17 protein-coding genes and 3 pseudogenes are annotated in these 23,922 nt (G+C 71.1%); 10 read left to right on the top strand and 10 right to left on the bottom strand.

What is annotated here, in order from left to right; genetic code table 11:
* Positions 1–118 precede the first annotated feature (118 nt).
* Both ABZ899_RS31175 and ABZ899_RS31170 read right to left on the bottom strand, forming a co-directional pair.
* The gene (locus ABZ899_RS31175; protein WP_361352596.1) at positions 119–1,570 is read right to left on the bottom strand and encodes an ATP-binding protein; all 1,452 of its coding nucleotides are present in this window, start codon (positions 1,568–1,570) and stop codon (positions 119–121) included.
* Positions 1,567–2,250, bottom strand: a complete 684-nt coding sequence (locus tag ABZ899_RS31170; protein ID WP_361352593.1) for a response regulator transcription factor — start codon at positions 2,248–2,250, stop codon at positions 1,567–1,569. The genes ABZ899_RS31175 and ABZ899_RS31170 overlap by 4 nt, the downstream gene beginning before the upstream one ends.
* 319 nt (positions 2,251–2,569) lie before the next feature.
* Here ABZ899_RS31170 and ABZ899_RS31165 point away from each other — a divergent pair.
* The 5 genes and pseudogenes from ABZ899_RS31165 to ABZ899_RS31145 form a co-directional block, all read left to right on the top strand.
* Positions 2,570–2,659: pseudogene (locus ABZ899_RS31165) on the top strand (IS5/IS1182 family transposase); the annotation flags it as partial.
* Positions 2,656–2,780, top strand: a pseudogene (locus tag ABZ899_RS31160) (pyridine nucleotide-disulfide oxidoreductase); the annotation flags it as partial. The pseudogenes ABZ899_RS31165 and ABZ899_RS31160, both read left to right, overlap by 4 nt.
* Before the next feature lie 181 nt (positions 2,781–2,961).
* Entirely contained in the window at positions 2,962–3,801 is an 840-nt protein-coding gene (locus ABZ899_RS31155; protein WP_361352590.1) for a helix-turn-helix transcriptional regulator, read from the top strand.
* A gap of 46 nt (positions 3,802–3,847) precedes the next feature.
* The gene (locus tag ABZ899_RS31150) at positions 3,848–3,994 is read left to right on the top strand and encodes a hypothetical protein (protein ID WP_361352587.1); all 147 of its coding nucleotides are present in this window, start codon (positions 3,848–3,850) and stop codon (positions 3,992–3,994) included.
* Positions 3,991–4,560, top strand: coding sequence for a molybdopterin cofactor-binding domain-containing protein (locus tag ABZ899_RS31145; RefSeq protein WP_361352584.1), 570 nt, complete (start codon positions 3,991–3,993; stop codon positions 4,558–4,560). The genes ABZ899_RS31150 and ABZ899_RS31145 overlap by 4 nt, the downstream gene beginning before the upstream one ends.
* Positions 4,561–4,786: 226 nt before the next feature.
* On the opposite strand, the pseudogene ABZ899_RS31140 reads toward ABZ899_RS31145, so the two are convergent.
* A pseudogene (locus ABZ899_RS31140) lies at positions 4,787–5,021 on the bottom strand (SDR family oxidoreductase); the annotation flags it as partial.
* A 95-nt stretch (positions 5,022–5,116) separates the two neighbouring features.
* Between ABZ899_RS31140 and ABZ899_RS31135 the strand changes: the two are divergent.
* The 3 genes from ABZ899_RS31135 to ABZ899_RS31125 all read left to right on the top strand — a co-directional run bounded on the left by ABZ899_RS31135 (position 5,117) and on the right by ABZ899_RS31125 (position 9,112).
* Positions 5,117–6,061, top strand: coding sequence for an SDR family oxidoreductase (locus ABZ899_RS31135; protein ID WP_361352581.1), 945 nt, complete (start codon positions 5,117–5,119; stop codon positions 6,059–6,061).
* Between the two features lie 695 nt (positions 6,062–6,756).
* The gene (locus ABZ899_RS31130) at positions 6,757–7,635 is read left to right on the top strand and encodes a cyclase family protein (RefSeq protein WP_361352578.1); all 879 of its coding nucleotides are present in this window, start codon (positions 6,757–6,759) and stop codon (positions 7,633–7,635) included.
* Between the two features lie 43 nt (positions 7,636–7,678).
* Entirely contained in the window at positions 7,679–9,112 is a 1,434-nt protein-coding gene (locus tag ABZ899_RS31125) for a M48 family metallopeptidase (RefSeq protein WP_361352576.1), read from the top strand.
* Positions 9,113–9,353: 241 nt separating this feature from the next.
* On the opposite strand, the gene ABZ899_RS31120 is transcribed toward ABZ899_RS31125, so the two are convergent.
* A complete protein-coding gene (locus ABZ899_RS31120) occupies positions 9,354–10,088 on the bottom strand; it encodes a glycoside hydrolase family 16 protein (protein WP_361352573.1) in 735 nt (244 codons plus the stop codon).
* Between the two features lie 517 nt (positions 10,089–10,605).
* On the opposite strand from ABZ899_RS31120, the gene ABZ899_RS31115 reads away from it, so the two are divergent.
* Positions 10,606–12,735, top strand: a complete 2,130-nt coding sequence (locus tag ABZ899_RS31115; RefSeq protein WP_361352570.1) for a hypothetical protein — start codon at positions 10,606–10,608, stop codon at positions 12,733–12,735.
* Positions 12,736–13,114: 379 nt separating this feature from the next.
* Here the strand turns inward: ABZ899_RS31115 and atzF are convergent, their stop codons facing one another.
* Genes atzF through ABZ899_RS31095 form a run of 4 tightly spaced genes read right to left on the bottom strand, consistent with a single transcriptional unit; the run spans position 13,115 to position 19,852 of the window.
* The gene (gene atzF, locus ABZ899_RS31110; protein ID WP_361352567.1) at positions 13,115–14,767 is read right to left on the bottom strand and encodes an allophanate hydrolase; all 1,653 of its coding nucleotides are present in this window, start codon (positions 14,765–14,767) and stop codon (positions 13,115–13,117) included.
* Complete coding sequence (uca, locus tag ABZ899_RS31105; protein ID WP_361352565.1) at positions 14,764–18,351, bottom strand: urea carboxylase; 3,588 nt, start codon at positions 18,349–18,351, stop codon at positions 14,764–14,766. Before uca ends, atzF begins: the two co-directional genes overlap by 4 nt.
* Complete coding sequence (locus ABZ899_RS31100) at positions 18,348–19,001, bottom strand: urea amidolyase associated protein UAAP2 (protein WP_361352562.1); 654 nt, start codon at positions 18,999–19,001, stop codon at positions 18,348–18,350. The genes uca and ABZ899_RS31100 overlap by 4 nt, the downstream gene beginning before the upstream one ends.
* Positions 18,998–19,852: an urea amidolyase associated protein UAAP1 gene (locus ABZ899_RS31095; RefSeq protein WP_361352559.1), complete on the bottom strand. Its 855-nt coding sequence runs from the start codon at positions 19,850–19,852 to the stop codon at positions 18,998–19,000. Before ABZ899_RS31095 ends, ABZ899_RS31100 begins: the two co-directional genes overlap by 4 nt.
* A gap of 169 nt (positions 19,853–20,021) precedes the next feature.
* On the opposite strand from ABZ899_RS31095, the gene ABZ899_RS31090 reads away from it, so the two are divergent.
* Entirely contained in the window at positions 20,022–20,717 is a 696-nt protein-coding gene (locus ABZ899_RS31090) for a helix-turn-helix domain-containing protein (protein ID WP_361352556.1), read from the top strand.
* A gap of 27 nt (positions 20,718–20,744) precedes the next feature.
* On the opposite strand, the gene ABZ899_RS31085 is transcribed toward ABZ899_RS31090, so the two are convergent.
* Both ABZ899_RS31085 and ABZ899_RS31080 read right to left on the bottom strand, forming a co-directional pair.
* Positions 20,745–22,316: an amino acid permease gene (locus tag ABZ899_RS31085; protein ID WP_361352553.1), complete on the bottom strand. Its 1,572-nt coding sequence runs from the start codon at positions 22,314–22,316 to the stop codon at positions 20,745–20,747.
* A 320-nt stretch (positions 22,317–22,636) separates the two neighbouring features.
* A complete protein-coding gene (locus ABZ899_RS31080; protein WP_361352550.1) occupies positions 22,637–23,818 on the bottom strand; it encodes an alkane 1-monooxygenase in 1,182 nt (393 codons plus the stop codon).
* Between the last annotated feature and the right edge of the window lie 104 nt (positions 23,819–23,922).

The following is a 23,922-nucleotide window of genomic DNA, read 5'->3' as shown; positions in this document are numbered from 1 at the left end:
TCCTGCGCCGTGCGGCCGGGGCTGGGGTCGGCGCACCGTGTCCTGCCCGGTGGTGGGCCGCGCGGGGCCCTGCCCGAGGGCCGCCGTCCCCTGTCCTGCGCAGCGCCGCCGGGGCGGGTCAGCGCGCCGCGGTGTCGTCCCCGGCGGCGCGGCGCGCGACCGGGGTGGGCGGGGCCGCGGCCGGAAGGCCGACCCGAAGCAGCGCGCCACCGCGTGCGGAGCGGGCGACGGTGGCCCGGCCGCCGTGGGCGTCGACGACCCGCTGCACGATCGACAGCCCCAGACCGGATCCCGGCAACGCCCGGGCGCTGTCGGCACGGTAGAAGCGGTCGAACACCCGCGGCACGTCGGCGGCGTCGATGCCCGGCCCGGCGTCGTCGACCTCGAGCACCGCCGCCGCGCCCTGGGCACGGAGCCGGACCTGGACCGGCTGGTCCGCGGGGGACCACTTGCCGGCGTTGTCGATGAGGTTGAGCACCGCCCGCTGGAGCGCGGCGGGACGCCCGCTCACCCACACGGAGGTCACGTCGAGCGCGACCTCCATGTCGGGCAGACGGGAACGCGCCTGGGTCGCGGCGGCCACCACCACGTCGGCGAGGTCGAGCACCTCGGTGCTCTCGTCGCTGACGTCACCGCGCGCCAGGTCGGTCAGCTCGGCGGCAAGGGTGCTCAACTCGGCCACCTGAGCGCCGAGATCGTTGAGCAGCCGGGTCCGGCTCTCCGCCGGCAGCGCGCTGTCCAGGGTGCCGCGCCGATCGAGCCGGATCAGCAGCTCGACGTTGAGGCGCAGGCTGGTGAGCGGGGTCTTGAGCTCGTGGGCGGCGTCCTCGGCGAGCAGCCGTTGGGCCCGCCGGGAGTCCCGGAGCGCGGCGAGCATGTCGTTGATCGACTGGATCAGCCGCCGGATCTCCCCACCGCCCTCGTCCGGGATGTCGGCGTCGAGATCCCGGGTCTGCGCCACACGTACCGCGGCGGCGGTCAGCCGGTCGATCGGTGCCAGCCCGGTCCGCGCCACGGCCCGCCCGACAAGTGCGCCGCTGACCACGCAGAGCAGCCCGATCAGCAGCATGCCCAACCCGAACTGGTTGAGCGGGCTGTCGTCGGCGACGCGGGCCACCTGGACCGCGCCGTCGCCCGCCCGCAGCGTGTAGACGAGGTAGCCGTCTTCGTCGCTGTCGCCCGACTCCATCAGGTCGGGCGACGCGCCCCGCGCCACGCGCCCGGCCTCCTCGCTGACCGGGGGCAGCGCGGGTTGGCCGGTCGGCGTCCGGATCGAGCCGTCGGGCAGGATGACCCGCACCAGCTGACCGGATCCGGGATACGGCGGTAGCTGGACCTGCGCCAGACCCGCGCGCTCAGCGTTCGTCGCCAGGACGCGGGAGTCCGCGCGTAGCTGATCCTCCGCGGTGTCCCGCAGCTCCCAGGCCATCAGCTCGCTGGCCACCTGGAAGGCCACGAACACGCTGACCGCGATGGCCGTCGCCCCGATCACCGTCAGCCTGGTCCGCAGGGACCGCCGGCGCCACCAACGGGTCAGCCGGCGCGAGCCCCGACCGGCGTGCCCGCTCACGGAGGAGTCTCCCGCAACGTGTACCCCAAGCCCCGCAGCGTGTAGATCAATCGCGGCTCACCCTCGGCCTCCATCTTGCGGCGCAGGTAACTGACGTACACCTGCAGGTTGTTGGCGGTGGCGCTCATGTCGAAGCCCCAGATCGCCTCGAACAGCGCGTCACGGGTCAACACCCGGGTCGCGTTGCTCACGAGGACCTGCAGCAGGGAGAACTCGGTCCGGGTCAGGCGGAGCGGCCGCCCGCCCCGCCACGCCTCGAACCTGTCGGGGTCGACCCGGACGTCGGCGAACGTCAGGATCTGCGACTCGTCGTCGCCCGTCACGCGGCGGCGCAGCAGGGCCCGGACCCGGGCCAGCAACTCCTCGGTGGCGAACGGCTTGGGCAGATAGTCGTCGGCGCCCGCGTCCAGCCCCGCGACCCGGTCGCTGACCTGATCCCGGGCGGTCAGCATCAGCACCGGCAGATCCCGGCCCGCCGCCCGCAGCCGCCGGCAGGTCTCCAACCCGCCGAGGCGGGGCATCATCACGTCGAGGATCAGCAGATCCGGCGCGTCGCCACCGACCCCGTCGAGCACGGCGAAACCGTTGGCGACGGTGCTGGTGTCGTAACCCTCGACTTGGAGCACCCGCTCCAGCGAGTCACGGATGGCCGCCTCGTCATCCGCGATCATGATCCGCACGTCGGCCCGCCCCCTGCAGTCGATGCTTTTTGCCGCTCATTGTCCCCGATCAACCTGAGGCCAGGATTAGAGCGTCGCCCTCGTGGTGCCCGCGGGCTGTGCTCTTACGGATGCCGAAGACCGTGTCCCCCGTGGTGAGGCGTCGTGGATCTCGGTATGGGGCGGGGTAGGGGGAATGGGATCGTTCCGGACGGCGTGTGGGAGATCGCGAAACCGCTGATCCGGTCCTCGACCCCACCGCGGCCGCCACTTCAAACCCCAGGGCCCCCGCACGGACAACGCCTACGGCTGCGCTGACCTGCGGAAATGGTCACGCGGCAAACGCATCGGAGGACGGATCGCGTGCAAAGGCATCGCGTCCAGCGAACGATTGGGCCGCCGCCGCTGGGTCATCGAGCGCACCATAGCGACGGCATGCGGGCTCTGGGTGAGCCGCGGCTGCACCTGCTGGGCTACGGCGACTGGCCTCGGCCTCGGCCACCCTCGTCGGCCTCGGCCGCCCAGCCCACGACGCGGTACGAGAGGTCGCACAGCAAGACCGCGCTCAGTCGGTGTCCGTCGCGGCCGGCATCGCCAGGCGTCGGCGTTCCGGCGTCGTGCGGCAGTACCGCTCCGGCGCCGGCGCGTTCCACAAGGGGGGATCGCCAGGCCGTGGCTACCTTCGAACGCACGGGTTAGAAACGAGGCGGAACTCTCAGAAGGGGGAGCGTCGTGATCGATCGCACAGGGCTGGCAGGCTTTCTCCGCAACCGCCGCGAGGCGCTGCAGCCGGAGGACGTCGGCATGCCTCGGGGACGGCGCCGCAGAACCAGCGGGCTACGGCGGGAGGAGGTCGCGACGCTGTGCAACATGTCGACCGACTACTACTCCCGTCTGGAGCGCGAGCGTGGTCCGCAGCCGTCACCGCAGATGCTCGCCTCGATCGCCCAGGGACTCCACCTGTCCATAGACGAACGTGACCATCTGTTCCGGTTGGCCGGGCACAACCCGCCGCCCCGTGACAGCTCCAGTGAGCACATCAGCCCCGGGCTGCTGCGTGTTCTCGACCGGCTGCAGGACACGCCTGCGGAGATCGTCACGGAACTCGGTGAGACCTTGCGGCAGACACCGATGGGCGTCGCCCTCACCGGCGACACGACGCGCTACACCGGTCCTGCTCGCAGCATGGGCTACCGGTGGTTCACCGACCCGAGCGCCCGAGACCTGTATGCCCCGGAGCAGCACGCGTTCATGACCCGGATGTACGCCGCAGGCCTGCGCGGGATCGTCACCCTCCGGGGTCCGGACTCCCGAGCCGCATATCTGGCGGACCTGCTCCTGGACTCCAGCGAAGAGTTCCGGCGGGTGTGGGACGACCACGAGATCGGGATCCGCCCGCGCGAGGTCAAGCACTTCGTTCACCCCGAGGTCGGTGCTCTGGAGCTGAACTGCCAGCGCCTGATCGATCCGGACCAGGCCCACTCCCTGATGGTGTACACCGCCGTCCCCGGCACGGAGAGCTACGAGAAGCTGCAGGTCCTGTCCGTGATCGGCACACAGACGCTGCACTGAACCGACGACCGAAGACCTGCTCGGCCGGATGCCGCCGAGACGACGGGTGACGTTGATCGTGAACGCCGCCCGCGACGCGATCAACGAGCTCAAGCGGCTCGCCGTCACCGACCACAGGTCACCGTGGCACGGAGCGAGCGCCGACGACCTGCGTTACAAGCGCGGCATCCTGCAGGCCAGGGCCGGTCGATGACCTTCGGACGCCTGCTCGCCGCCGTCGACTCACCAGGCATCACCACCCTCGCCGAGTCACCCGGCGATGCCGACCCGGGGTACGTGCACCACAGCTTCGGCGCCCACTTCTGCGAGGTACGGGTCGACCGGTTCACCGGCGATACCCACGTCACCCGATTCACCACGGTCGCGGACGTCGGCCGCGTCATCAACTCCCGGGCCGCCCGGAGCCAGCTCGTCGGCGGCGTCATCTTCGGCATCGGGCACGCCCTGCTGGAGGAGAACCCGTTGGAGCTCGACACCGGGCGCCTGGCGTCCAGCACGCTCGCCGACTATCTCGTGCCCGTGAACGCCGACGTCCCCGACATCGACGTGCACCTGCTCGGCCGGCCCGACCCTGTCCTCACCGGGCCGCTGGGCGACGGCAGTGAGGACGTCGGCACCAGGAGCCTCGGCGCCCTTGGTCTCGGGGAGATCGGCACGGTGGGCTCGGCGGCCGCGATCGGGAACGCCGTCTACAACGCCACCGGGATCCGGGTGCGCGACGTGCCGATCACCCTGGACAAGCTGATCGAGCACCTGTGATCGGTGAACCGTGCCTACCCAGAATAGCCCGGTCACAGGGTGGTACGGCCAGTCTGTGAGTACGGCGCACGGCGAGCCAACCGATCGGACTCGGCGTGGCCGAACCGTCGTGGCAGGTTGCCACGGGCGTCACGGCGTCGGATCGCCGGTCGCTGATCAACGGCACGAGCAGCAGGTCGTCGAGCACGATCACCGATTCCCTCAGCGCATTCCAGGTCCCTGCTGTGGCGACATGCTCCTTGATGGACCGGAAGGTCCTCTCGCCGCCGAAGGACGGTGGCGACCCGGGAGTCTCAGTCCATGCCGGCGAGACCCGTTGAACCGGATGCCGCGGTCCTTGAGTTCGACGGACCAGGTCCACGCGAAGGACCGGACGGCCGCCTTCGACGCTGCGTACGCGCCGAACGCCTCCATTCCGCGGTGGCCGTCGAACCGACCAGGACGATCGACGCTCCGTCGTGGAACACGCACCTCAAGGGTGGATCGTCAGGCCCTGAATAACGCAGTCCACTTCCGCGACAGTTGAACCGACGACCTGACCTCTAGGAGTGGACCCATGGCACGCACACCCATCGACATCACCATCCCCGACCTGTCGGGAAAGCTGGCCGTCGTAACCGGCGCCAGCGACGGCATGGGTCTGGGGATGGCTGAACGCCTCGCGCAGGCAGGTGCAGAAGTGATCATGCCCGTGCGCAATCGACGCAAGGGGGAGACCGCGATCAATGTGATCCGGGAGTCCGTGCCCGCTGCGAAGGTCTCACTGCGAGATCTCGACCTGTCGTCGCTCATGTCCGTCGCCGCGCTCGGTGACACGTTGCGCGCAGAGGGGCGGCCGATTCATCTCCTGATCAACAACGCAGGCGTCATGACCCCACCGGACCGGCAGACGACAGCCGACGGGTTCGAGCTGCAGTTCGGCACGAACCACCTGGGCCATTTCGCGCTCGTTGCCCACTTGATGCCGCTGCTGCGGGCCGGCCGCGCGCGGGTGACCTCGCAAGTGAGCATCGCCGCCAATCAGGGCTCCATCAACTGGGACGACCTGAACTGGGAACGCAGCTACGTCGGGGTGCGCGCCTACAGTCAGTCAAAGATCGCGTTCGGACTGTTCGGTCTGGAGCTCGACCGACGCAGCCGCGCGGGTGGATGGGGTATCACCAGCAACCTCTCACATCCAGGACTCGCTCCGACGAGCCTGCTCGCGGCGCGCCCCGAACTCGGACGCGACAAGGAGGTGGCAGGCCGAAGGGTGATCCGTCTCCTGTCCGGGAAGGGCATCCTGGTCGGAACGGTCGAAACGGCGAAGCTGCCCGCGCTCATGGCCGCCACGGACCCCCATGCCAAGCCCGGGGGCTTCTACGGTCCGCGATGGCTTGGACGCGTCGGAGGGCCGCCCGCCGAGCAGAAGCTCTACTCGCGACTGCGCAGCACGGACGAGGCCGCGCGAGTCTGGGAAGTCTCCGAGCAACTGACGGCGACGACCATCGGTGCCGTCTGAGAGGGGCCGGGACCCCGTCACCCTCGTCGGCGTGTGGGCGTAGCGACGAAAGCCTGCCCGGCGACCGAACACCCTTGAGTCAATCGGGAGAGGACTCACGCGGCATCGAAACCTGGGCCGCACCGGCATCGAGGTCTATCCGTTCGTGCTCGGCGCGATGATGTTCGCCACGCAGATGGGCAATGATCCGGACGAGTCGGTCAGGGGCATCGACAGAGCGTAGGACGCGGGGGTGTACCAGGCGGGGCTGTCGATGCCCCATCCCGCCACGGCGTTCGCGATCGCGCCCCCCTGAGTCACCAGTGGCTGCTCGACCTTCGCACCGTGGACCAGCACGGCGGCCTTCTCGCGGGACTGAACCCTGTCTTGTCCGACGAGGTCCTGGAGCAGAGGGTCCCGCCGGAGCCGGAGCCGGAGCCGGAGCCGGAGCCGGAGCCGGAGCCGGAGCCGGAGCCGGAGCCGGAGCCGGAGCCGGAGCCGGCGTCGGCACTCGCGACCGGGCGTACGTGCCGCCGTCGATCGGGCGGCCCGAACTGCGCCGCCGCCGGGTCCGCGAGCCGTTCATCGAGTGAGACCGGTACGCCACCAGCCACCAGCCACCAGCCGAGTGCTGCAAGCAACTTTGGCCGCGGTGAAGTTGACCATCCGCCTTTGCCTTGCGGCCCGAGTGCATCATGACGAAAGGGGCCATCGCCATGGCCGATATCAGTGAGACGGACCTGCCCGACAACTGGGGCCGATGGGGAGCGGACGACGAACTCGGCACCCTCAACCTGATCACCGACGAGGTGCGCGCCAGGGCCGCCGCGGAGGTGCGGACCGGCCAGTGGGCGTCACTGGCACAGCCGATCACGCCGAGCGCGATGTTCTTCAGCCCGTTCTCGCCCGAGAGGGTCGACGCATCGCCGGTGCAGCAGATGGTGTCCCACACCGGTGGACCAGTGGCAGCCGATCTGTCGGTGGTCTACAACCACCACTGGAAGTCGACGCACCTCGACGCGCTCGCACACTGGTCGACGGACGGCCAGGTCTATCCGGGCCGAGCGAGGAATCAGGTCGTCACCCCCGTCGGAATCACGCACGCATCGACGGCTGCTTTCGCCGCCGGAATAGTGACACGTGGAGTCCTGCTCGATCTGGCCGTCGAAGGCACAATTCCCGGGGGCTATGCGGTGACGTCACACGACTTCGAACAGGCCGAGAAACGGCAGGGAGCCCAGGTGGCCTCTGGGGACGCACTGGTGGTACGACTCGGCTGGACGGGACGCGCGCCCCACGACACACCGAGCCCGGGAATCAGCATGGACGCGGTGCGGTGGATGCACCGCCGAGGTGTTGCCATCGTTGCCCCGGACAGGGGTGACGCGCAGCCTCCCCTGAACTCGGACGAACCCGCCCCGCTGCACGGGGTAGCGCTCGGCCGGATGGCGATGCCTCTGATCGACGTGCCCCAATTGGATGACCTCGCGGCGTTGTGCGCGCGGCTGAAGCGCTACAGCTTCCTGCTCACCGTCGCCCCGCCCCGCATCCACGGTCTGACCGGCGTACCGGTCAACCCCATCGCGATGTTCTGACCGAACGATCACCAGCGCCTCTTGGAGATCCCCGGTCACTCTCGTGCACGGCGAGATGTGCGGTTGCGGTGCGATCACGGTTCAGCCTGTGCGGGCGACCGCGGCTTCACCGAAATGCCGTGCTGTGATCGGATTGCTCTCACCAGCAGGCAGCGGCTCGGGGAGGGCCGCGCAAGAGGGGAAAAGCGTGATGCCGGCTATCGCCGAAGAGACCGTACAGCTGTGCCCGGAATGCGGTTCGGAGATCCGCGGCGACAGCCGGTTCACCCTCTGGTGCACTGCGTGTGACTGGAATGTGGACCCCGGTACGCCGCAGCCGGACCTGGGGCGGCTGGAGCGGGCCGGGCGCGTTCTGGCCCGGCGGCACGGCGAGCAGTTGCTCGCCGAGATGCTCAGCGGATCCGACGGGCGCCCGCGGCGTGACGCTTCGGCAGTGGCGGCCACCGTGCTCGCCGGGACCGTACACAGCATCACAGTCGTGCTGGCCGTCGGTGGTCTGTGGTGCGTGGTGGCGGGCTGGGGCGGGATCGGCGTCGCGGCAGGGCTGGTCCTCGTGGCGCTGGCCTGGGTGCTCGCTCCGAGGGTCGGCCGTCTGCCCGGAGACAGGCCCGTGCTGCTGCGGGCCGACGCCCCCGAACTGTTCGCCCTGGTCGATGAGGTGGCCGCAGCAGTCGGCACCCGCAGCGTGCACGCGATCGCCGTGGACGGCAGCATCAACGCCGCCGTCACGACGTACGGGATACGGGGCCGGCGGCTGCTGGTGCTGGGCATGCCGCTGTGGGAGGTTCTCACTCCCGAAGAACGGGTCGCGCTGCTCGGCCACGAACTGGCCCACTACGCCAACGGTGACATCCGCAACGGCCTGGTGGTGGGCACCGCGGTGCGTTCCCTGACGGTGTGGCACCGCATTGTCGAGCCGCTTGCGCACCCGACCGGCTTGGAGGTGATCGTCAACGCTCTCTACGTGCTGCCCCGCCTGCTGATCGGGGGACTGCTGATACTGCTCATCCGCTTGACGTCACGAGCCGGCATGCGGGCGGAGTACCTCGCCGACCGGCTGGCCGCCCGCACCGCCTCCACACCCGCGGCAGTCGGCCTCATGGACCGCCTGCTCATCACCCAGTCACTCGGCGTCTGGCTGCGCACCGAAGCCAACCGTGCCGCCCTCCGCGGACCCCGGTCCACCCGCCACGCGACGGACCGGGCCGACGAACTGTGGGCACGGCTCACCGCATACGCGACGTCCATTCCGGAACACGAGTACGAAAGGCAGCGGCGCGCCGGAGCCCGGCGCGGACACCAGGTCGACGCCACTCACCCGCCGACCCATCTGCGCCGCGCCTGCCTGCTCGCCGGCCAGTCCGAGACAGCCGCAGTGACGCCCAAGGCCCACCAGAGCGACCTGATCACCGCCGAACTCGCCGCCGCTCGCACCGAGGTTGCCCGACGCCTCCTGCGCGGCGCCATCGATAACTAACCGCCCTAATGAGTCGAGGTCCGGCACATGGGCGGCAATGCCTGAGCACCCCTGGTGAACGAACACGGTGTCGTCGAAGGCAGTGACCCCGCGTAGGGATCGCGATTGAACCAGCGTCTGGTGCATGACGTCCCCGACGCAGCACCGTCGGCTCACGGCGGACCTCCGACGGTCTGGGTGCCTCAACCGCCCGATGGATTCTCGGTCGACTGCTTACCTGATCTACCCGTGCCGGTTCACGTCACGGGTAGTACGGCGTGTGAGTGATGGCGGAGATCTTGAGGTAGCGGGCGCCGTCAGCGGTGGCCCAGGTGGAGCTGTTCGGATTGCCCGGCCAGTCGCCACCGACCGCGATATTGGCGATGAAGTGCATGCCCGTCCCTACCGGTGTGCTGTACCAGGTGGTGCCCGTGAAGGTGCCGTCCACGGCGAAGTCGATGTGGTCGGGAAACCAGCTGAACGAGTAGGTGTGGAAGGCGTTCGTCCAGCCCGAAGCGTTCGTCCTGGAGAACTGCTGCTGGGCGTTGCCCGCGTCGTGGGAGGTCTGATAGACGACGCTGGGGTTCTGACCCACGATCTCGGCTGCGTCGAACTCGGGGAGCCACGGATTCAGGTACGCCCCCCACGTGGCCGGCAGCAGGCCCTGGCCGTTGGGCATGTTCGCGGTGAAGCTGTACGTGCCGTACCCGTACAGTGCCGTCGACTCCACGCGGCCTGAGTAGTAGACCCCGCCCCCCGCGTTGTACGCCTTGATGATCAGCGTGCTGCCCTCGTACCAGACGCAGTCCGGCGTGTACGTCTGCAGTTCGTTGTTTGCGGTCCACCTTCCGCTGATCTTCTTCCAGGCGTTAACCGTGACGGGTGCGCCCCACGAGGCGGCCCGTGCGCTGGCCGCGCCCAGCATCAGCCCGGGCGGCACGGCCAGCGCGGCACCCAGGATGCGTCTGCGGCTCGGCCTCAGTGACATGTCGGTCATCTCAGCTCCATTGCTTGGATGAACGAAGGGGCTTGGGAGCGATCCCACGCCTCACTTGCCGCCGGACTGTAGGAGTCCGTTCACTGGTTGACAAGGTGCGTCGCACAGAACGGCGCATGCCTTTGGCAACTGAACGGCTTCGCGAGCTCGGCATGGCTTGCCCGCGGCTTCCCACACTCGCTGGAGGACGCGCAGGAGGCAGCCGTGTGGGCGGGCAGCCCCTCGCGGTGTGGGCGCACATCATGCGCGAGGGGGTTGGACCGTTACCGCGTCGCGCCGACCCGTTGGAACAACTTGTGGGCATGGGATACCGCAGGCGGTTCGCGCGGCGGACGAAGCGGTGAGGGCGAGTCGGTCCGAGAGATCCCGGGCCTGCGGCGCGCAAAAACTCACCGCGAATGGAAGGTGAACTTCTACTTGCATGCAGATGTACAACCTTCGACATCTGCCTCATGTCGAACGGGTGTACCGCGGCGCCGCCGCTTCGCGCAGCCTTCCGAAGAGGAAACCCTTGCCCATGTCGATCCGTTGGCTCTGTGCCGTGCTGCGTGTGCGGGGGGCGGCCGACTTGCTCCTCGTGTTTCTGTTCGGCACCGCTTTCGCGGCCCTGCCGGTGTTCGCCCTGATGCCGTCCCTGTGGGGCTTCGCCGCGGCCTCGGCCGTGACGTACCTGGCCGACGAGGCGCTGCACGTGCGGGCGCCCGCCTTCGTGCGCCGGCTGGCGGCGCTGCAGCTCGACCGCACCCTGCGCTTCGCCGTGCGGACGGCCCTGCTGCTCGTCCTGGCCCAGCGCATGGACGTACCGACGACCCTCCTGGTTACCGGGCTGGCCGCCTTCAGCCTGCACTTCGCCCTCGTCATGCTGTACACCGCTGTGCACCACGCCGTGCGTCGTCGGCGCGAGCTGCCCATGGCCGTCCGCAATCTCGACATGAGCGCGGCGGGCATCCCGCAGACCCCGCCCGCTCTGCTGTATCGCCGGTTTCTGCGCAAGCTGCTCCACCTCGATGTGCCGGCCCACATAGGACTGCTGGCCGCGCTGGCCGCAGGGACCGGGTACCCGGCCGAGACCGGCTTCGCGCTCACGCCAGGGTTGTCCCTGGTCGCGGTGCTGACCATGCTGGGGCAGCTGCACCGGGCACGCCGGATGCCGGGACCGGACGAGGTCGTCTTCGAGGTCAACCGGCAACTGGCTGCATACCGGCCCGAGGTGGCGCTGTACTTCAGCTTCGCCTCGGTGTCGCGGGACTTCATGTACCAGGTCAACATGTGGATCGAGACCCTGGAACAGCTCGACCGGCGCGCGCTGATCATCCTGCGTGAGCACGCCTCGTTCCGATACCTGAGCCGCACCCGCCTCCCCGTGATCTGTGTCCCCAAGGCCGACGACCTGGCCAAGCTGGAGCTGCCCGACGTCCGGGTCGTCCTCTACCCCGGCAACGCCGGCAAGAACGTGCACATGCTGCGGGTCGCCGAGGCCAAGCACGTCTTCATCGGCCACGGCGACAGCGACAAGCTCGCCAGCAGCAACCGGGTCAGCAAGGTCTACGACGAGATCTGGGTGGCCGGCCGCGCTGGCCGCGACCGATACCAGCGGGTACGGCACGCCATCAGCGACCAGGCCATCGTCGAGGTGGGCCGCCCGCAACTGGCGCCGATCCGCCTGGCCGCCGAGCACACCCCGGCGAGTCCGCTGCCGACCGTCCTGTACGCCCCCACGTGGGAGGGATGGAGCGACGACGACTGCCACACCTCCCTGATCCCGATGGGCGTACCCCTGGTCGAGCGGCTCCTCACGGAGAACGTGCGGGTTCTCTACAAACCGCACCCTCTCACCGGCAAACGCTCGGCCGAGGCGGCCGCCGCCGACCGGGCCATCCGAGAGCTGCTGTACGCCGACAACGAACGCCGCGAGAGCTCCCGGGCCGAAGCCGCCGCCCCACGCTTGAAGGAGCTGCGGACCCGCCTGGGCGAGCTGACAGGCCGTCACAGTGGCGACCACGCCCAGCAGACCCGCGACGCACACCTGCCGAACGACGACGGCGCGGGTGAATGGAACGCGCTGCATGCCGCCTGGCACGAACTCCACTGGGAGAGCCAAGGGCTGGTCCGCCACCAGGTGATTACCGGGCAACTGCCCACGCTCTACGAGTGCTTCAACCAGGCGGACATGCTCATCAGCGACGTCTCCTCCGTTGTCGCCGACTTCGTGGCCAGCCTCAAGCCGTATGCCCTGACCAACGCCCAGGACCTGCCTGACGACGACTTCCGGGCCGCGTACACCACCGCAGGCGGCGCCTACCTGCTCGACCGCGCCTGCACCCGGCTTCCGGAGATCCTGAAGTCGGTCCGCGCACCACACCATGACCCGATGGCACCGCACCGCCGCACCCTCAAGGAGTACGTCCTCGGCCCGGACCGTCCCACGTCCATCGAGCGGTTCAACGGTGCCGTCAACGCCCTGGCGGAGAAAGCGACGGCCGAACGGGCCGAACATGACGCGGACCGACGCCACGACGTCGTGATCCCCTCCCAGCGTGCCCGCACGGACAGCACACCCGAGCCGGAGAACGAAACGGCAGCCCGGGAGGCGCTAGGGGAGGCCGCAGGCCTGCAGCCGGGTGGCGGCTCAGGAAGGGTCGGCTGACGGTGTGTCGATGTCTGGTGCGGTGAGGAAGCCTGTGGTGCCCCGCCGTCCCCGTCAACCAACTGCCGAGTTGGGTGGCTATTCATCCACGTCGACGGCCCCCTGGGCCCGCGAGGACGATCTCGCGATCGGCCTTGTCGGCACGGAGCCGGAGGAGGGGGCGGCCCGTCACCGCCTCACCCTTCACCACGGCGTTCTCATCCACTGCGAGACCGCCGCCCCGGCACCCGTCCGGCGTGCACCTGACCCTGACGAAGCGGCAGTCGCTAGGACTCGTTGCGGGCAGGGCCCTTGAGGGTGCCCGGGGCGGAGGGGGCCTCGCTCTGCTGGGCCGCCGTGTTCTCGCAGCTGACGAAGCCCGACCCCAGCGCCGCGACGGTCACTCCGTGAGGGTGGCGAGCGCTGCGCGCCAGCCGCCGTGTGCGGTGATGTCCCGGGCGTCGTCGAGGGCCTCGGCTTCGCAGAGGAAGCCTGGCACGCTGGTGCCGTCCGCGAGTTCCACGCTGCCGAGGGTCATCGGGCGGGGGAGGGCGGCCACCAGTGCGCCCAGCCCTTCGGCGGGGAGCCGCCACACTTCGGCCTCGATCGCGGCGCCGTCTTCGCGGACCCGGACCAGACCGGGTTTCGCGGGCGTCGTGTCCAGCGCGTACAGCCGGTACGCGGGCGCCGTCGCCGTCGTGCGGACGAACCGGCCGCCGAGGGCGAGCAATTGCCCGTTGAGTGGTTGCCCGGACAGGTGCGCGCCGACCACCGCCACGTCCAGGGGAGGAGCCGTGAGCAGACGGGCGATCCGGGCGAGGCGTTCGTCGGTGTGGGCCGGCCCGATCAGCATGACGCCGAACGGCCGTCCCGCCACCTCGCCCGCCGGGACGGCGACCGCCGCGAGGCCGAACAGGTTGGTGGAGTTGGTGAACCGGCCGAGCCGGGCGTTCGCCTCGAGGGGTGCGGCCGCGACGTCGGCGAGGGTCGGGTGCCCGGGGGTGGTCGGCAGGAGCAGCGCGTCCGCGTCGCCGAGGGAGGCCAGGGCCCGGGCGCGGAGGACGGCCAGCCTCTCCCGGTCCGCGTACAGGCGGTGGGCCGGCACGTCGCGCGCCCCGGAGATGATCCCGGCCACCGTCGGGTCGAGGCCGGGTTCGCCCGTGTGCCCGTCGACGAAGGCGCCGACGGCCGTGTAGCGCTCGGCGACGAACGCCCCCTCGTACAGCATGGCCGCTGCCTCGAGGAAGGGCTCGAGGTCCACGGGCAAAAGTTCGGCCCCCGCCTCGTCCAGCCGGGTCGCCGTGGTGGTGAACGCCTGCGCCCAGCCCTCGTCCAGCTCGCCGAGCTGCGGGGCGTGGGGGACCGCGACGCGCCACGGCCCCGGGCGGCGTGGCGGTGTGGCGACGCGGGCCACGGGCGCCGCCATGAAGGACAGGGCCTGCTCGGCCTCGGCAAGGGTGCGGGCGAACACCGTGACGCAGTCGAGCGACGCGCAGGCCGGGACGACGCCCTCGGTGGGGACGAGGCCGGGGGTCGGCTTGAGGCCGACGACGCCGTTGAAGGCGGCCGGCACCCGGCCGGAACCCGCCGTATCCGTGCCGAGGGCGAGGTCCACGAGGCCGAGGGCGACCGCGACCGCCGAACCGGACGAGGACCCGCCGGACACGTACGCCGGGTCGACGGCGTTGCGGACCGCCCCGTACGGGCTGCGCGTGCCGACCAGGCCGGTCGCGAACTGGTCCAGGTTGGTGGTGCCGAGGACCACCGTCCCGGCCGCCCTCAGCCGCGCCACCGCCGGTGCGTCGGCTTCGGGCCGGTACGCGTACGAGGGGCAGCCCGCGGTGGTCGGGAGTCCCGCGACGTCGATGTTGCCCTTGACGGCGAGCACCGTTCCCGCCAGGGGCAGGCGCTCCCCGGCGGCGGTCCGCGCGTCGATCGCGGCGGCCTCCGCCTCCGTGTCCGGCTGGGGGCGCAGGTCGATCCACACCTCGGGCCGGTCCGCGCGGGCGATGCGGGCGTACGCGGCCCGTACCCGTTCCAGCGCACCGCTCATACGGCCACCTCCGCGGTCTCGACGGGGGCCAGGACGACGAGGGCGGTACCGGCCTCGACCTGGCTTCCCGGCTTGATCAGGATCTCCGTGACGACGCCTGCGGCGGGAGCCGTCACGGGGGACTCCATCTTCATCGCCTCCAGGGCGACGAGCTGCTGACCCGCCGACACCCGGTCGCCGACCTCGACGTTGACCTGCCAGACGCAGGCGGTGAGGTCGGCCTCGACCAGCCGGCCGCCCTCGGGCACCTCGACGTCGGCGGTCGGCGGGACGACCTCGGTGGCCGCTTCGGCGCGGGCGAACTCGCCGGCCGCCTCCCAGGCGTCGCGCTCGGCGCCGAAGGCCGCGCCCTGCCGGGCCCGGAAGGCGGCGATCGACTCGGCGTTGGCGTCGAGGAAGTCCCGGTAGGCGGCGAGGGAGAAGGTGCCCTCCTCGGTCTTCGGGACGAAGCGGCCGGAGACGATGTCCGCGCGCAGTTCCAGGAGTTCGTCGGCCCCGGCCGGGTACCACTTGATCCGGTCGAAGAAGCGCATCAGCCAGGGCCTGCCCGGTGCGAAGGCGCCGCGCTGTTGCCAGGGCGACCACACCTGGGTCGTCCGGCCGACGAACTGGTAGCCGCCGGGTCCCTCCATGCCGTAGATGCACAAGTAGGCGCCGCCGATGCCGACCGAGTTCTGCGCCGTCCAGGTGCGGGCCGGGTTGTACTTGGTGGTGACCAGCCGGTGCCGGGGGTCCAGCGGGGTGGCGACGGGGGCGCCGAGGTAGACGTCCCCCAGGCCGAGCACCAGGTACTCGGCGTCGAAGACGGTCCGGTACACGTCGTCGACCGTGTCCAGGCCGTTGACGCGGCGGATGAACTCGATGTTCGACGGGCACCAGGGGGCGTCGTCGCGCACGCCGGCGATGTAGCGCTCGATGGCCTCGCGGGTCGCCGGGTCGTCCCAGGACAGCGGCAGGTGCACGGTCCGGCTGGGCACCACCAGTTCGTCCGTGGCGGGGAGTCTCTCCTCCACGCGCAGCACCACGTGGAGGAGTTCGTGCTGCGGCAGCACGTCAGGATCGGTCTGGATCTGGAGCGAGCGGATGCCCGGCGTGAGGTCGACGACTCCGGGGAGCGCGCGGGCGGTCAGCGCCTGCGCGAGGGCGTGGACCCGCATGCGCAGTGCCAGGTCGAGCTGCATGGGCCCGTACTCGACGAGGAGGTTGTCGTCGCCGCTGCGCCGGTACGTGACCGACGGGCGGGCGTCGTTCTCGGGCAGGCGGGCGAGGACGCCCCCGTCGACGATCACCTCGCGGTCGGCGCGCGGCACCGTGGCCGGGGCGCGGCGCAGCCCGGCGGCGGCCTGCGGAGTGACCGGGACGAACCGGACGGTGTCGCCGGGGCGGAGCTGGCCGAGCTTCCAGCGCTGCCCGGTGACGACCGTCGCCGGGCAGACGAAGCCGCCGAGGGACGGCCCGTCGGGGCCGAGGAGGACCGGCATGTCACCGGTGTAGTCGACGGCGCCGACCGAGTACGGCGTGTCGTGGATGTTGGAGGGGTGCAGTCCGGCCTCGCCGCCGTCCGCGCGCGCCCAGCGGGGCTTGGGTCCGACCAGTCGGACGCCGGTGCGCGCCGAGTTGAAGTGCACCTTCCAGTGCGCCGCGTAGAAGTCGCGGATATCGTCCTCGGTGAAGAACTCGGGGGCGGCGTGCGGACCTTCGACCGCGCCGATGTGCCAGACGGCGCCGAAGTCCGGCCGCTCGCCGACGGGGACGGCGGAGGTCTTGGTACGTGCCTGGCCGCCGTGCAGGACGTCGCCCGGGCGCAGGGCCCGCCCGCCGTGCCCGCCGAACCCGCCCAGGGTGAAGGTGGCGGCGCTGCCCAGGAACTCCGGGACGTCGAGACCGCCCGCGAACAGGACGTAGGTGCGCAGACCGTGTGCGGTGGGTGCGTCGACGGCGAGGGTCTGTCCGGCGCCGACGGTGATCGGTTCCCACTGCGGCACGGCGGCGCCGTCGACCGTCACCCGCGCCGGGGCGCCGGTGACGCAGACGGTGGTCGGGTGGGTGAACCGCAGGGAGGGGCCCTGAAGGGTGCATTCGAGTCCAGGGGCGCCCTCGTCGTTGCCGAGGGCGGTGTTGCCGAGCCGGAAGGACAGGTCGTCCATCGGCCCGCCCGGGGGCACGCCGACCTGCCAGTAGCCGGTACGCCCCGGCCAGTCCTGCACGGTGGTCAGGGTGCCCGCGGCGACGACCTCGACGCGCGGGGTCGGGTCGGTGACGGCGGCGAGCGTGGCCGTGCAGTGGGCGGCCGCGCGGACGTCGGCGTTCCGCAGGGCCGCGCGGACCAGGCCGAGGTTGGTCTCGATGCCGTCGACGCGGGTCTCGGCGAGGGCCGCGTCGAGCCGGTCGAGTGTGTCGGCGCGGTCGGAGCCGTGCGCGATCACCTTGGCGAGCATGGGGTCGTAGGAGGTGGTGACCTCGGTGCCTGTCTCCACCCAGGCGTCCACGCGCACGTCCTCGGGAAAGGCGACCCGCGTCAGCAGTCCCGCGCTGGGGCGGTGGTCGCGGGAGGGGTCCTCCGCGTAGACGCGCGCCTCGACGGCGTGGCCCGTGGGGGCCGGGGGAGTGGTGACGACGCTCGTGTCGCCCTGCGCGAGGCGCAGCATCCAGGCGACGAGGTCGACGCCGTAGATCGCCTCGGTGACCGGGTGCTCGACCTGGAGGCGCGTGTTGACCTCCAGGAAGTACGCCTCCTCGCGGGCGGCGTCGTACACGAACTCGACCGTGCCGGCGGATCGGTAGTCGACCGACGCGCACAGGTCGCGGGCGGCGGTCGCGAGCCGGTGGCGGACGTGGTCCGGCAGGCCGGGGGCCGGGGCCTCCTCCACGACCTTCTGGTTGCGGCGCTGGAGGGAGCAGTCGCGGTCGCCGAGGGTGACCACCCGGCCCCGGCCGTCGCCGAAGACCTGCACTTCGACGTGGCGGGCCCGCTCGACGAGTCGCTCCAGGAAGACCCCGGCGGAGGAGAAGGAGGCGGCGGCGACCCGCTGCACCCGTTCCCAGGCGTCGGCGAGTTCGGTCGCGTCGTGACACGCCTGCATGCCGATGCCGCCGCCACCACCCGTCGCCTTGAGCATCACCGGATACCCGATCTCGTCGGCGGCGGCGAGGGCCGCGGTCACGTCGGGCAGGAGGCCGGTGCCGGGGGCGAGCGGGACGCCCGCCGCCTCGGCGGCGGCGCGCGCGGTGTGCTTGGCTCCGAAGAGCTCCAGCTGTTCCGGGGTGGGGCCGACGAAGACGATGCCGGCGTCCGCGCAGCGGCGCGCGAAGGCGGCGTCCTCGGACAGGAAGCCATAGCCGGGGTGGATCGCGCCCGCCCCCGTGTCCTTGGCCGCCCGGAGGACCAGGTCGGCGTCGAGGTACGACTCCTTGGCCGGGGCGGGGCCGAGCCGTACGGCCTCGTCGGCGATCCGGACGTGCTCGGTGGCGCGGTCGGCGTCGGAGTACACGGCGACGGTCCGCAGCCCGAGCGTTTGGGCGGTGCGGATGACGCGCGCCGCGATCTCGCCGCGGTTGGCGACCAGCAGGGTGTCGAAGGTCATCGTGCGCCGTCCTCGTCGTTCTCGCAGGGCTCGGTGATGGTCATCCGGACGGCCGTCGGGTCGAACCCGTTGCAGGGGTTGTTGATCTGGGGGCAGTTGGACAGCAGGACGAGGACGTCGGCGTCGGCGCGGAGCACGACCTTCAGGCCCGGGGCCGAGATGCCGTCGACGATGCCGAGCGTCCCGTCCTCCTCGACCGGCACGTTCATGAACCAGTTGATGTTGGAGACCAGGTCGCGCTTGCCGAGGCCGTGCCGGGCGCCCTCGGCGAGGAAGTTCTCCACGCAGGCGTGCTGCGACCAGGTGTGGTGGCCGTAGCGGAGGGTGTTGGACTCCTTGGAGCAGGCGCCGCCGAGGGTGTCGTGCCGTCCGCAGGTGTCCTCGACGACGGTCATCAGCGGCGTGTGCTCGTTGGAGAGCAGGACCGAGCCGGTGGTCAGGAAGACGTTGCCCTGGGCCTGGATCGTGTCGGGGGCGCTGTAGCGCACGGAGGTGTCGTGTGCGTCGTACACCAGGAAGTCCGCGGCCTGGTTGCCGTGCAGGTCGGTGAGGGTCAGCAGCTGCCCCTTGCGGACGACCGCGGACCAGCCGGCGCGGGCGCGGACGGTGTCGTCGCGGACGACGAGGTCGGGAAGGGTGGTGACGGTCATGCGAGCCCCCGGGCGGTGAGGTGGCCGACGGTGTTCAGGAAGGCGCGGCGGCCTTCGGGGCCGGCGTCCCAGAGGGCGTCTTCGGGAGCGGTCGGCCGGGACCGGTACGCCAGAACCTGGAGGTTTCCGCAGACGTACTCGGGGCGCGGGTCCAGCGGGTGCGGCACGTTGGCGAGGAGGACGGTGACGTCCTGTTCGGCGCGGAGGGTGACGGACGCGCCGGGGCCCGCCGAGCCGGTGAACACGGTGGTGCCGTCCTCGGCGATCCGGACGCCCTGGAAGAAGGAGACGGACGGCGGGAGGTCGCGCGGGGCGAGGCCGTTCTTCAGGGCGGCGAGCTTGAACAGCTCGAGTCCCGCCGGCGAGGCGGACTGCGGGGTCCCGTCCCCGTACCGCGCGGTGTTGCGCGCGAGGGTGGAGGTGCCGGTGAGGGCGTCGTGCCGACCGGAGGTGTCCTCGACGACGGAGGCGAGGACCCGGCCCTGGTCGGAGAGGAGCAGGTGTCCCTCGCCGAGGTAGGCGTTCCAGAGCACCTTGACCGTGTCGGCCGTGTTCAGCCGTTCCCAGGGGCGGTCGGCGCAGTGCAGGAGGAGGTGGGCGCAGGCGTCGCCGGTGAGGTCGGTCAGCCGCAGTTCGGTGCCGCGGGCGAGCACCTTGTGGGTGTAGTTGCCACCCGCCACGGTCTCGGCCCAGACGAGGTCGCCCGCTGCGACGCCCGGGGGAGGGGCCGGCCAGTCGCTCGCGGGGACGACCGGCATGGCATCCGCCCGCGTGCCCTCCTGGGCGCGGGCATGTGCGCGGGCGCCGTACGCCGACGCGGTGACTGACGGTGGCGCTGAGGGTGTCCCCATGGCTCGACCTCCGGTGCGGGCTCGTCTCGGGCCTAATTTCTGTCGCTCGACAGAAATTAGGCAGCGGCCGCTTCACCCCCATTGCCCGCGCGTTTCCGGTCGGTTACCGGGAACTCACCCCCCATGGCCCGCTCCGAGGCATCGTCCGGCCCTGTGCGAGGATCACGGAGTGAGCACGCCGAACACGCCCGCCGGCAGGAAAGTCGGCCGCCCGAGAGCCCAAGAGCGCCCGGCCGACGGACCGGAACCGCGCGACGAAGTCCTCGCCGCCGCAGCGGAGTTGTTCACCACCCGGGGCTACACGGCCACCTCCACCCGCTCCATCGCCGAGCGCGCCGGGCTACGACAGGCCTCCCTGTACCACTACTTCGACGGCAAAGAGGCGATCCTCGCGGATCTGCTGGAAGGGACCGTACGCCCCTCGCTGGAGCTGGCGGCCGGACTCGTGTCCCGGACCGAGGCGTCCCCCGAGGCGCGCCTGTGGGCGCTGTGCCACTCCGACGCCACCCTCCTGTGCGCGGGGCCGTACAACCTCGGCGCGCTCTACCTGCTGCCCGAGGTCGGGACGGAGCACTTCGCCGCCTTCCACCGTCTCAGGAACGAACTCAAGTCCGCCTACACGGGGTTGCTCGCCACCACCGAGCCCGGCGCGGACCTCACCCCCCAGGAGCTGGCGCTCCGTGCCGACCTCCTGTTCGGCCTCACCGAGAGCGTGATCCTCATCCGCCGCGCCGGCCCCGACCACGCCCCCGGGGCCCTCGCGGGGGCGACGGCCGACGCCGCGCTACGGGTGGCCGGCGTGCCGCAGCGCGCCCTGGCACGACTGCGCCGCGAGGGGCTGGGGCTCCTCGCGGCGCGGGTCTGATCCTCGGACTCCTGATGCGGGCCTGTCTCAAGCGCGTACGGTCGCGGCCTCCGGCTCCGGTTTCGCGGGAATCCCGTGTTCCGGGACGTTCCGGCGCCGGCGGTGCCAGCGGTAGGCCGCGCCCGTCGCGACCGTCGCCGCGAGGACCAGGACGGTGAACCAGCGGAAATACCAGTGGCCGCCCTCGGGGTCGTACACCTCGGCACGCGGCCAGGCGAGGTTGACCGTCATGAAGAGTCCGTAGGCGGCCGCGAGCACATTGACGGGAAGTCCCCAGCGCCCGAGGGAGAACAGGGGACGCCCGAGCTCGTCGCGTTCACCGTCGGCCGGAGGCAGCCACTCGCCCCGCAGCCGCCGGACCAGCATCGGCCCGGTCACCATGGCGTACGCCAGGTACACCATCGCGATGCACGTCGTGCCGATGGCGAGGAACGCCTGCGGGGAGGCGAGGTTGAGCAGGAGCAGCAGGGCCGCACCGACGCCGACCACCACCGCGGCCGTGCCGGGCATCCCGGTCCGTCGCGGCACCCGCGCCAGCGCCGCCGACCGGGGGAGGACGCCGTCGCGGGCCATGGAGAAGAGCATGCGGGTCGCCGAGGTCTGGATGGCGAGGGTCGCCGCGCAGACGGCGACCGCCACGTCGGCGAGCAGGACCCGGCCGAGGCCGTCGCCGAGGGTGCTGGTGAGCACGTAGCCGAGCCCCTCCGTCGCCAGCCGTCCGTCGGTGAGGCTGGGTGCGGCGAGCAGGCCGCCGAGGAGCAGCAACCCGCCGCAGACTCCGGACGTGGTGAGGGCGGTGAGCGTCGTGCGGGGCGCGGTGCGGCGGGGGTTGACGGTCTCCTCACTCATCTCGCTCGCGCTCTCGAAGCCGATCAGGACGTACGCGGCGGTGAACGAGCCCACGAGGAGCGCCGTGACGAGACCTCCCTCGCCACCGGTGTGCAGGGTGATGCCGGGGTCGCGCTCCGCGTGGGTGGCCAGGAGGACGACGATCAGGGCGACGCCGGCGATCTCGGCGGTGACCCCGATCGTGTTGACGGCCGACAGCGCGCGGTTGTCCAGGACGTTGAGCAGGGTGGTGAGCGCCAGCAGGACGAGGCCGAGGAGGACGGCGTTGGCGGCGCCGCTGGTCGTCGTGGGCGACGGGTCGCCGCCGACGATCTGGAAACCGGGCCATACGGCGGGCAGGACGACCTGGAGGGCGAGCGCGGCCGCCGCCACCACCACGATCCGCCCGATCACCATGATCCAGCCCGCGTACCACCCGAACGTGGGGGAGCCGAGCCGGCTCGCCCACTGGTAGATCGCCCCGGCGATGGGCATGCGGGCGGCGAGCTCGGCGAAGCAGGCGGCGACGAGGAGTTGCCCGACGAGGACGAAGGGCCAGGTCCAGAAGAAGAGAGGCCCCCCGAAGGAGTAGCCGAGGGAGAAGAACTGGAAGACCGTGGTCAGCACGGAGATGAAGGAGAACCCAGCGGCGAAGGAGGCGTACCGCCCCATCCGCCGCCGCAGCTCCTGGGGATAGCCGAACGGGGCGAGTGCGTCGCCGTCACCCGGCGATGGAGATGCCGGCGGCGTGGGATCGGTGGTCACGGTCATGGCGGTCCCCTGTCACGGAGGTGAGTCGTCCCTGCGAATTCCTGTCGGTTGACAGAAATTAGGGACGACCCGTTTCCGCCGCGTGTCGCGGCCGTGTCCCGCCCGTTAGTGACTGCTCTCCCGCTGGATCCGCCGGACCTGTCGGATCCGCCGGGAGCCCGGCTCAGCTTCGCGGACCAGGCGGCGTTCGTTGCCGCGGTGGACCATGCAGTCCTGCGTGGAGAGCTGATCCCGGATGAGCGCGGCGCGCCAGGCGGGGGTGGCAACGGTGTCGCCGACGGGGGAGTCCCCATACCTCAGGGATCCGCCCGATGCCCCGCTCAGCCTGCGTGGGTTGGTGCGTCCAGGCCGCCGTAGCGGCTCGCCCGCCGGTGATGCAGGTTGGCGCGCCGCGCGTCGCCGCCGTAGTGCGCCAGGACCTTGGGGTCCATCACCCGGCGCCACAGCGGGGTCGCCCAGGCCAGCACGATCATGGTGGCGTACCCGGAGGGGAGTTGGGGCGCCTCCTCGAAGTGGCGCAGGGTCTGGTACCTGCGCAGCGGGTTGGCGTGGTGGTCCGAGTGCCGCTGCAACTGGTAGAGGAAGATGTTGCTGGTGGTGTTGTTGCTGTTCCAGCTGTGGCGGGGGGCGACCCGCTCGTACCGTCCGTCCGGTCGGCGCTCACGCGACAGGCCGTAGTGTTCGAGGTAGTTGACCGTCTCCAGCAGCAGGATGCCGCACACCGCCTGGACGAACAGGTACGGCAGGACCGATGGCCCGAAGACGGCGGCGAGCGTGGTGAAGAGCAGGGCGGTCAGTCCCCACGCGGTCAGTACGTCGTTGCGGTGCGACCAGATGCGGTGGTGGCGACGGCTGAGGCGACGGGCCTCCAGGCGCCAGGCCGACCGTACGCTCCCCGCGACTGTCCGCGGGAGGAACGCCCACAGGCTCTCACCGAGTCGTGAACTGGCAGGGTCCTCGGGCGTCGCGACCCGGATGTGGTGTCCGTGGTTGTGCTCGACGTAGAAGTGGCCGTAGGCGGACTGGGCCAGCGCGAGGCGGGCCAGACGGCGTTCCACGGTCTCCCGCTTGTGCCCGAGCTCGTGCGCCGTGTTGATGGCGACACCGGCGACCACGCCCACGGTGGCGGCGAGGCCCAGTGCGTCCTGCACGCTCATGCCCTCGGCCCAGAGCAGGCAGGCGTACAGCAGCCCGGCGTACTGCAGGGGCAGGTACAGGTAGGTGCACCAGCGGTAGTACTTATCCTCCTCCAGCTGCGGGATCACCTCGTCCGGGGGGTTTGCCTGGTCCGGGCCGATCAGCGCGTCGAGCACCGGGATGATCACGAAGGCGAAGAACGGTCCCCACCACCACAGCACCGTCCAGTCGCTGACGGCGACCAGCGCCGCAGCCTGGAAGGGCAGCGTGGGGACGGCGAGGCCGAGCAGCCACGTGTAGCGCTTGCGGTCGCGCCAGGGTGTGCTGGCGGGGGATGCGGGAGGCGTCGTCGACGGTGCGGTCATCGGACTGTGCTCCTTGCGGGCGTTCGGCTCTGACCCGGCAGAGCGTGGCACCGGCCCCGATCGCTGACAATCAGGGACGCATTGTCAATGTTTTGACGGACCGT

Source organism: Streptomyces sp. NPDC046859, assembly GCF_040645135.1.
GTDB lineage: Bacteria > Actinomycetota > Actinomycetes > Streptomycetales > Streptomycetaceae > Streptomyces.
This window is presented reverse-complemented; position numbering and strand designations above follow the sequence as displayed.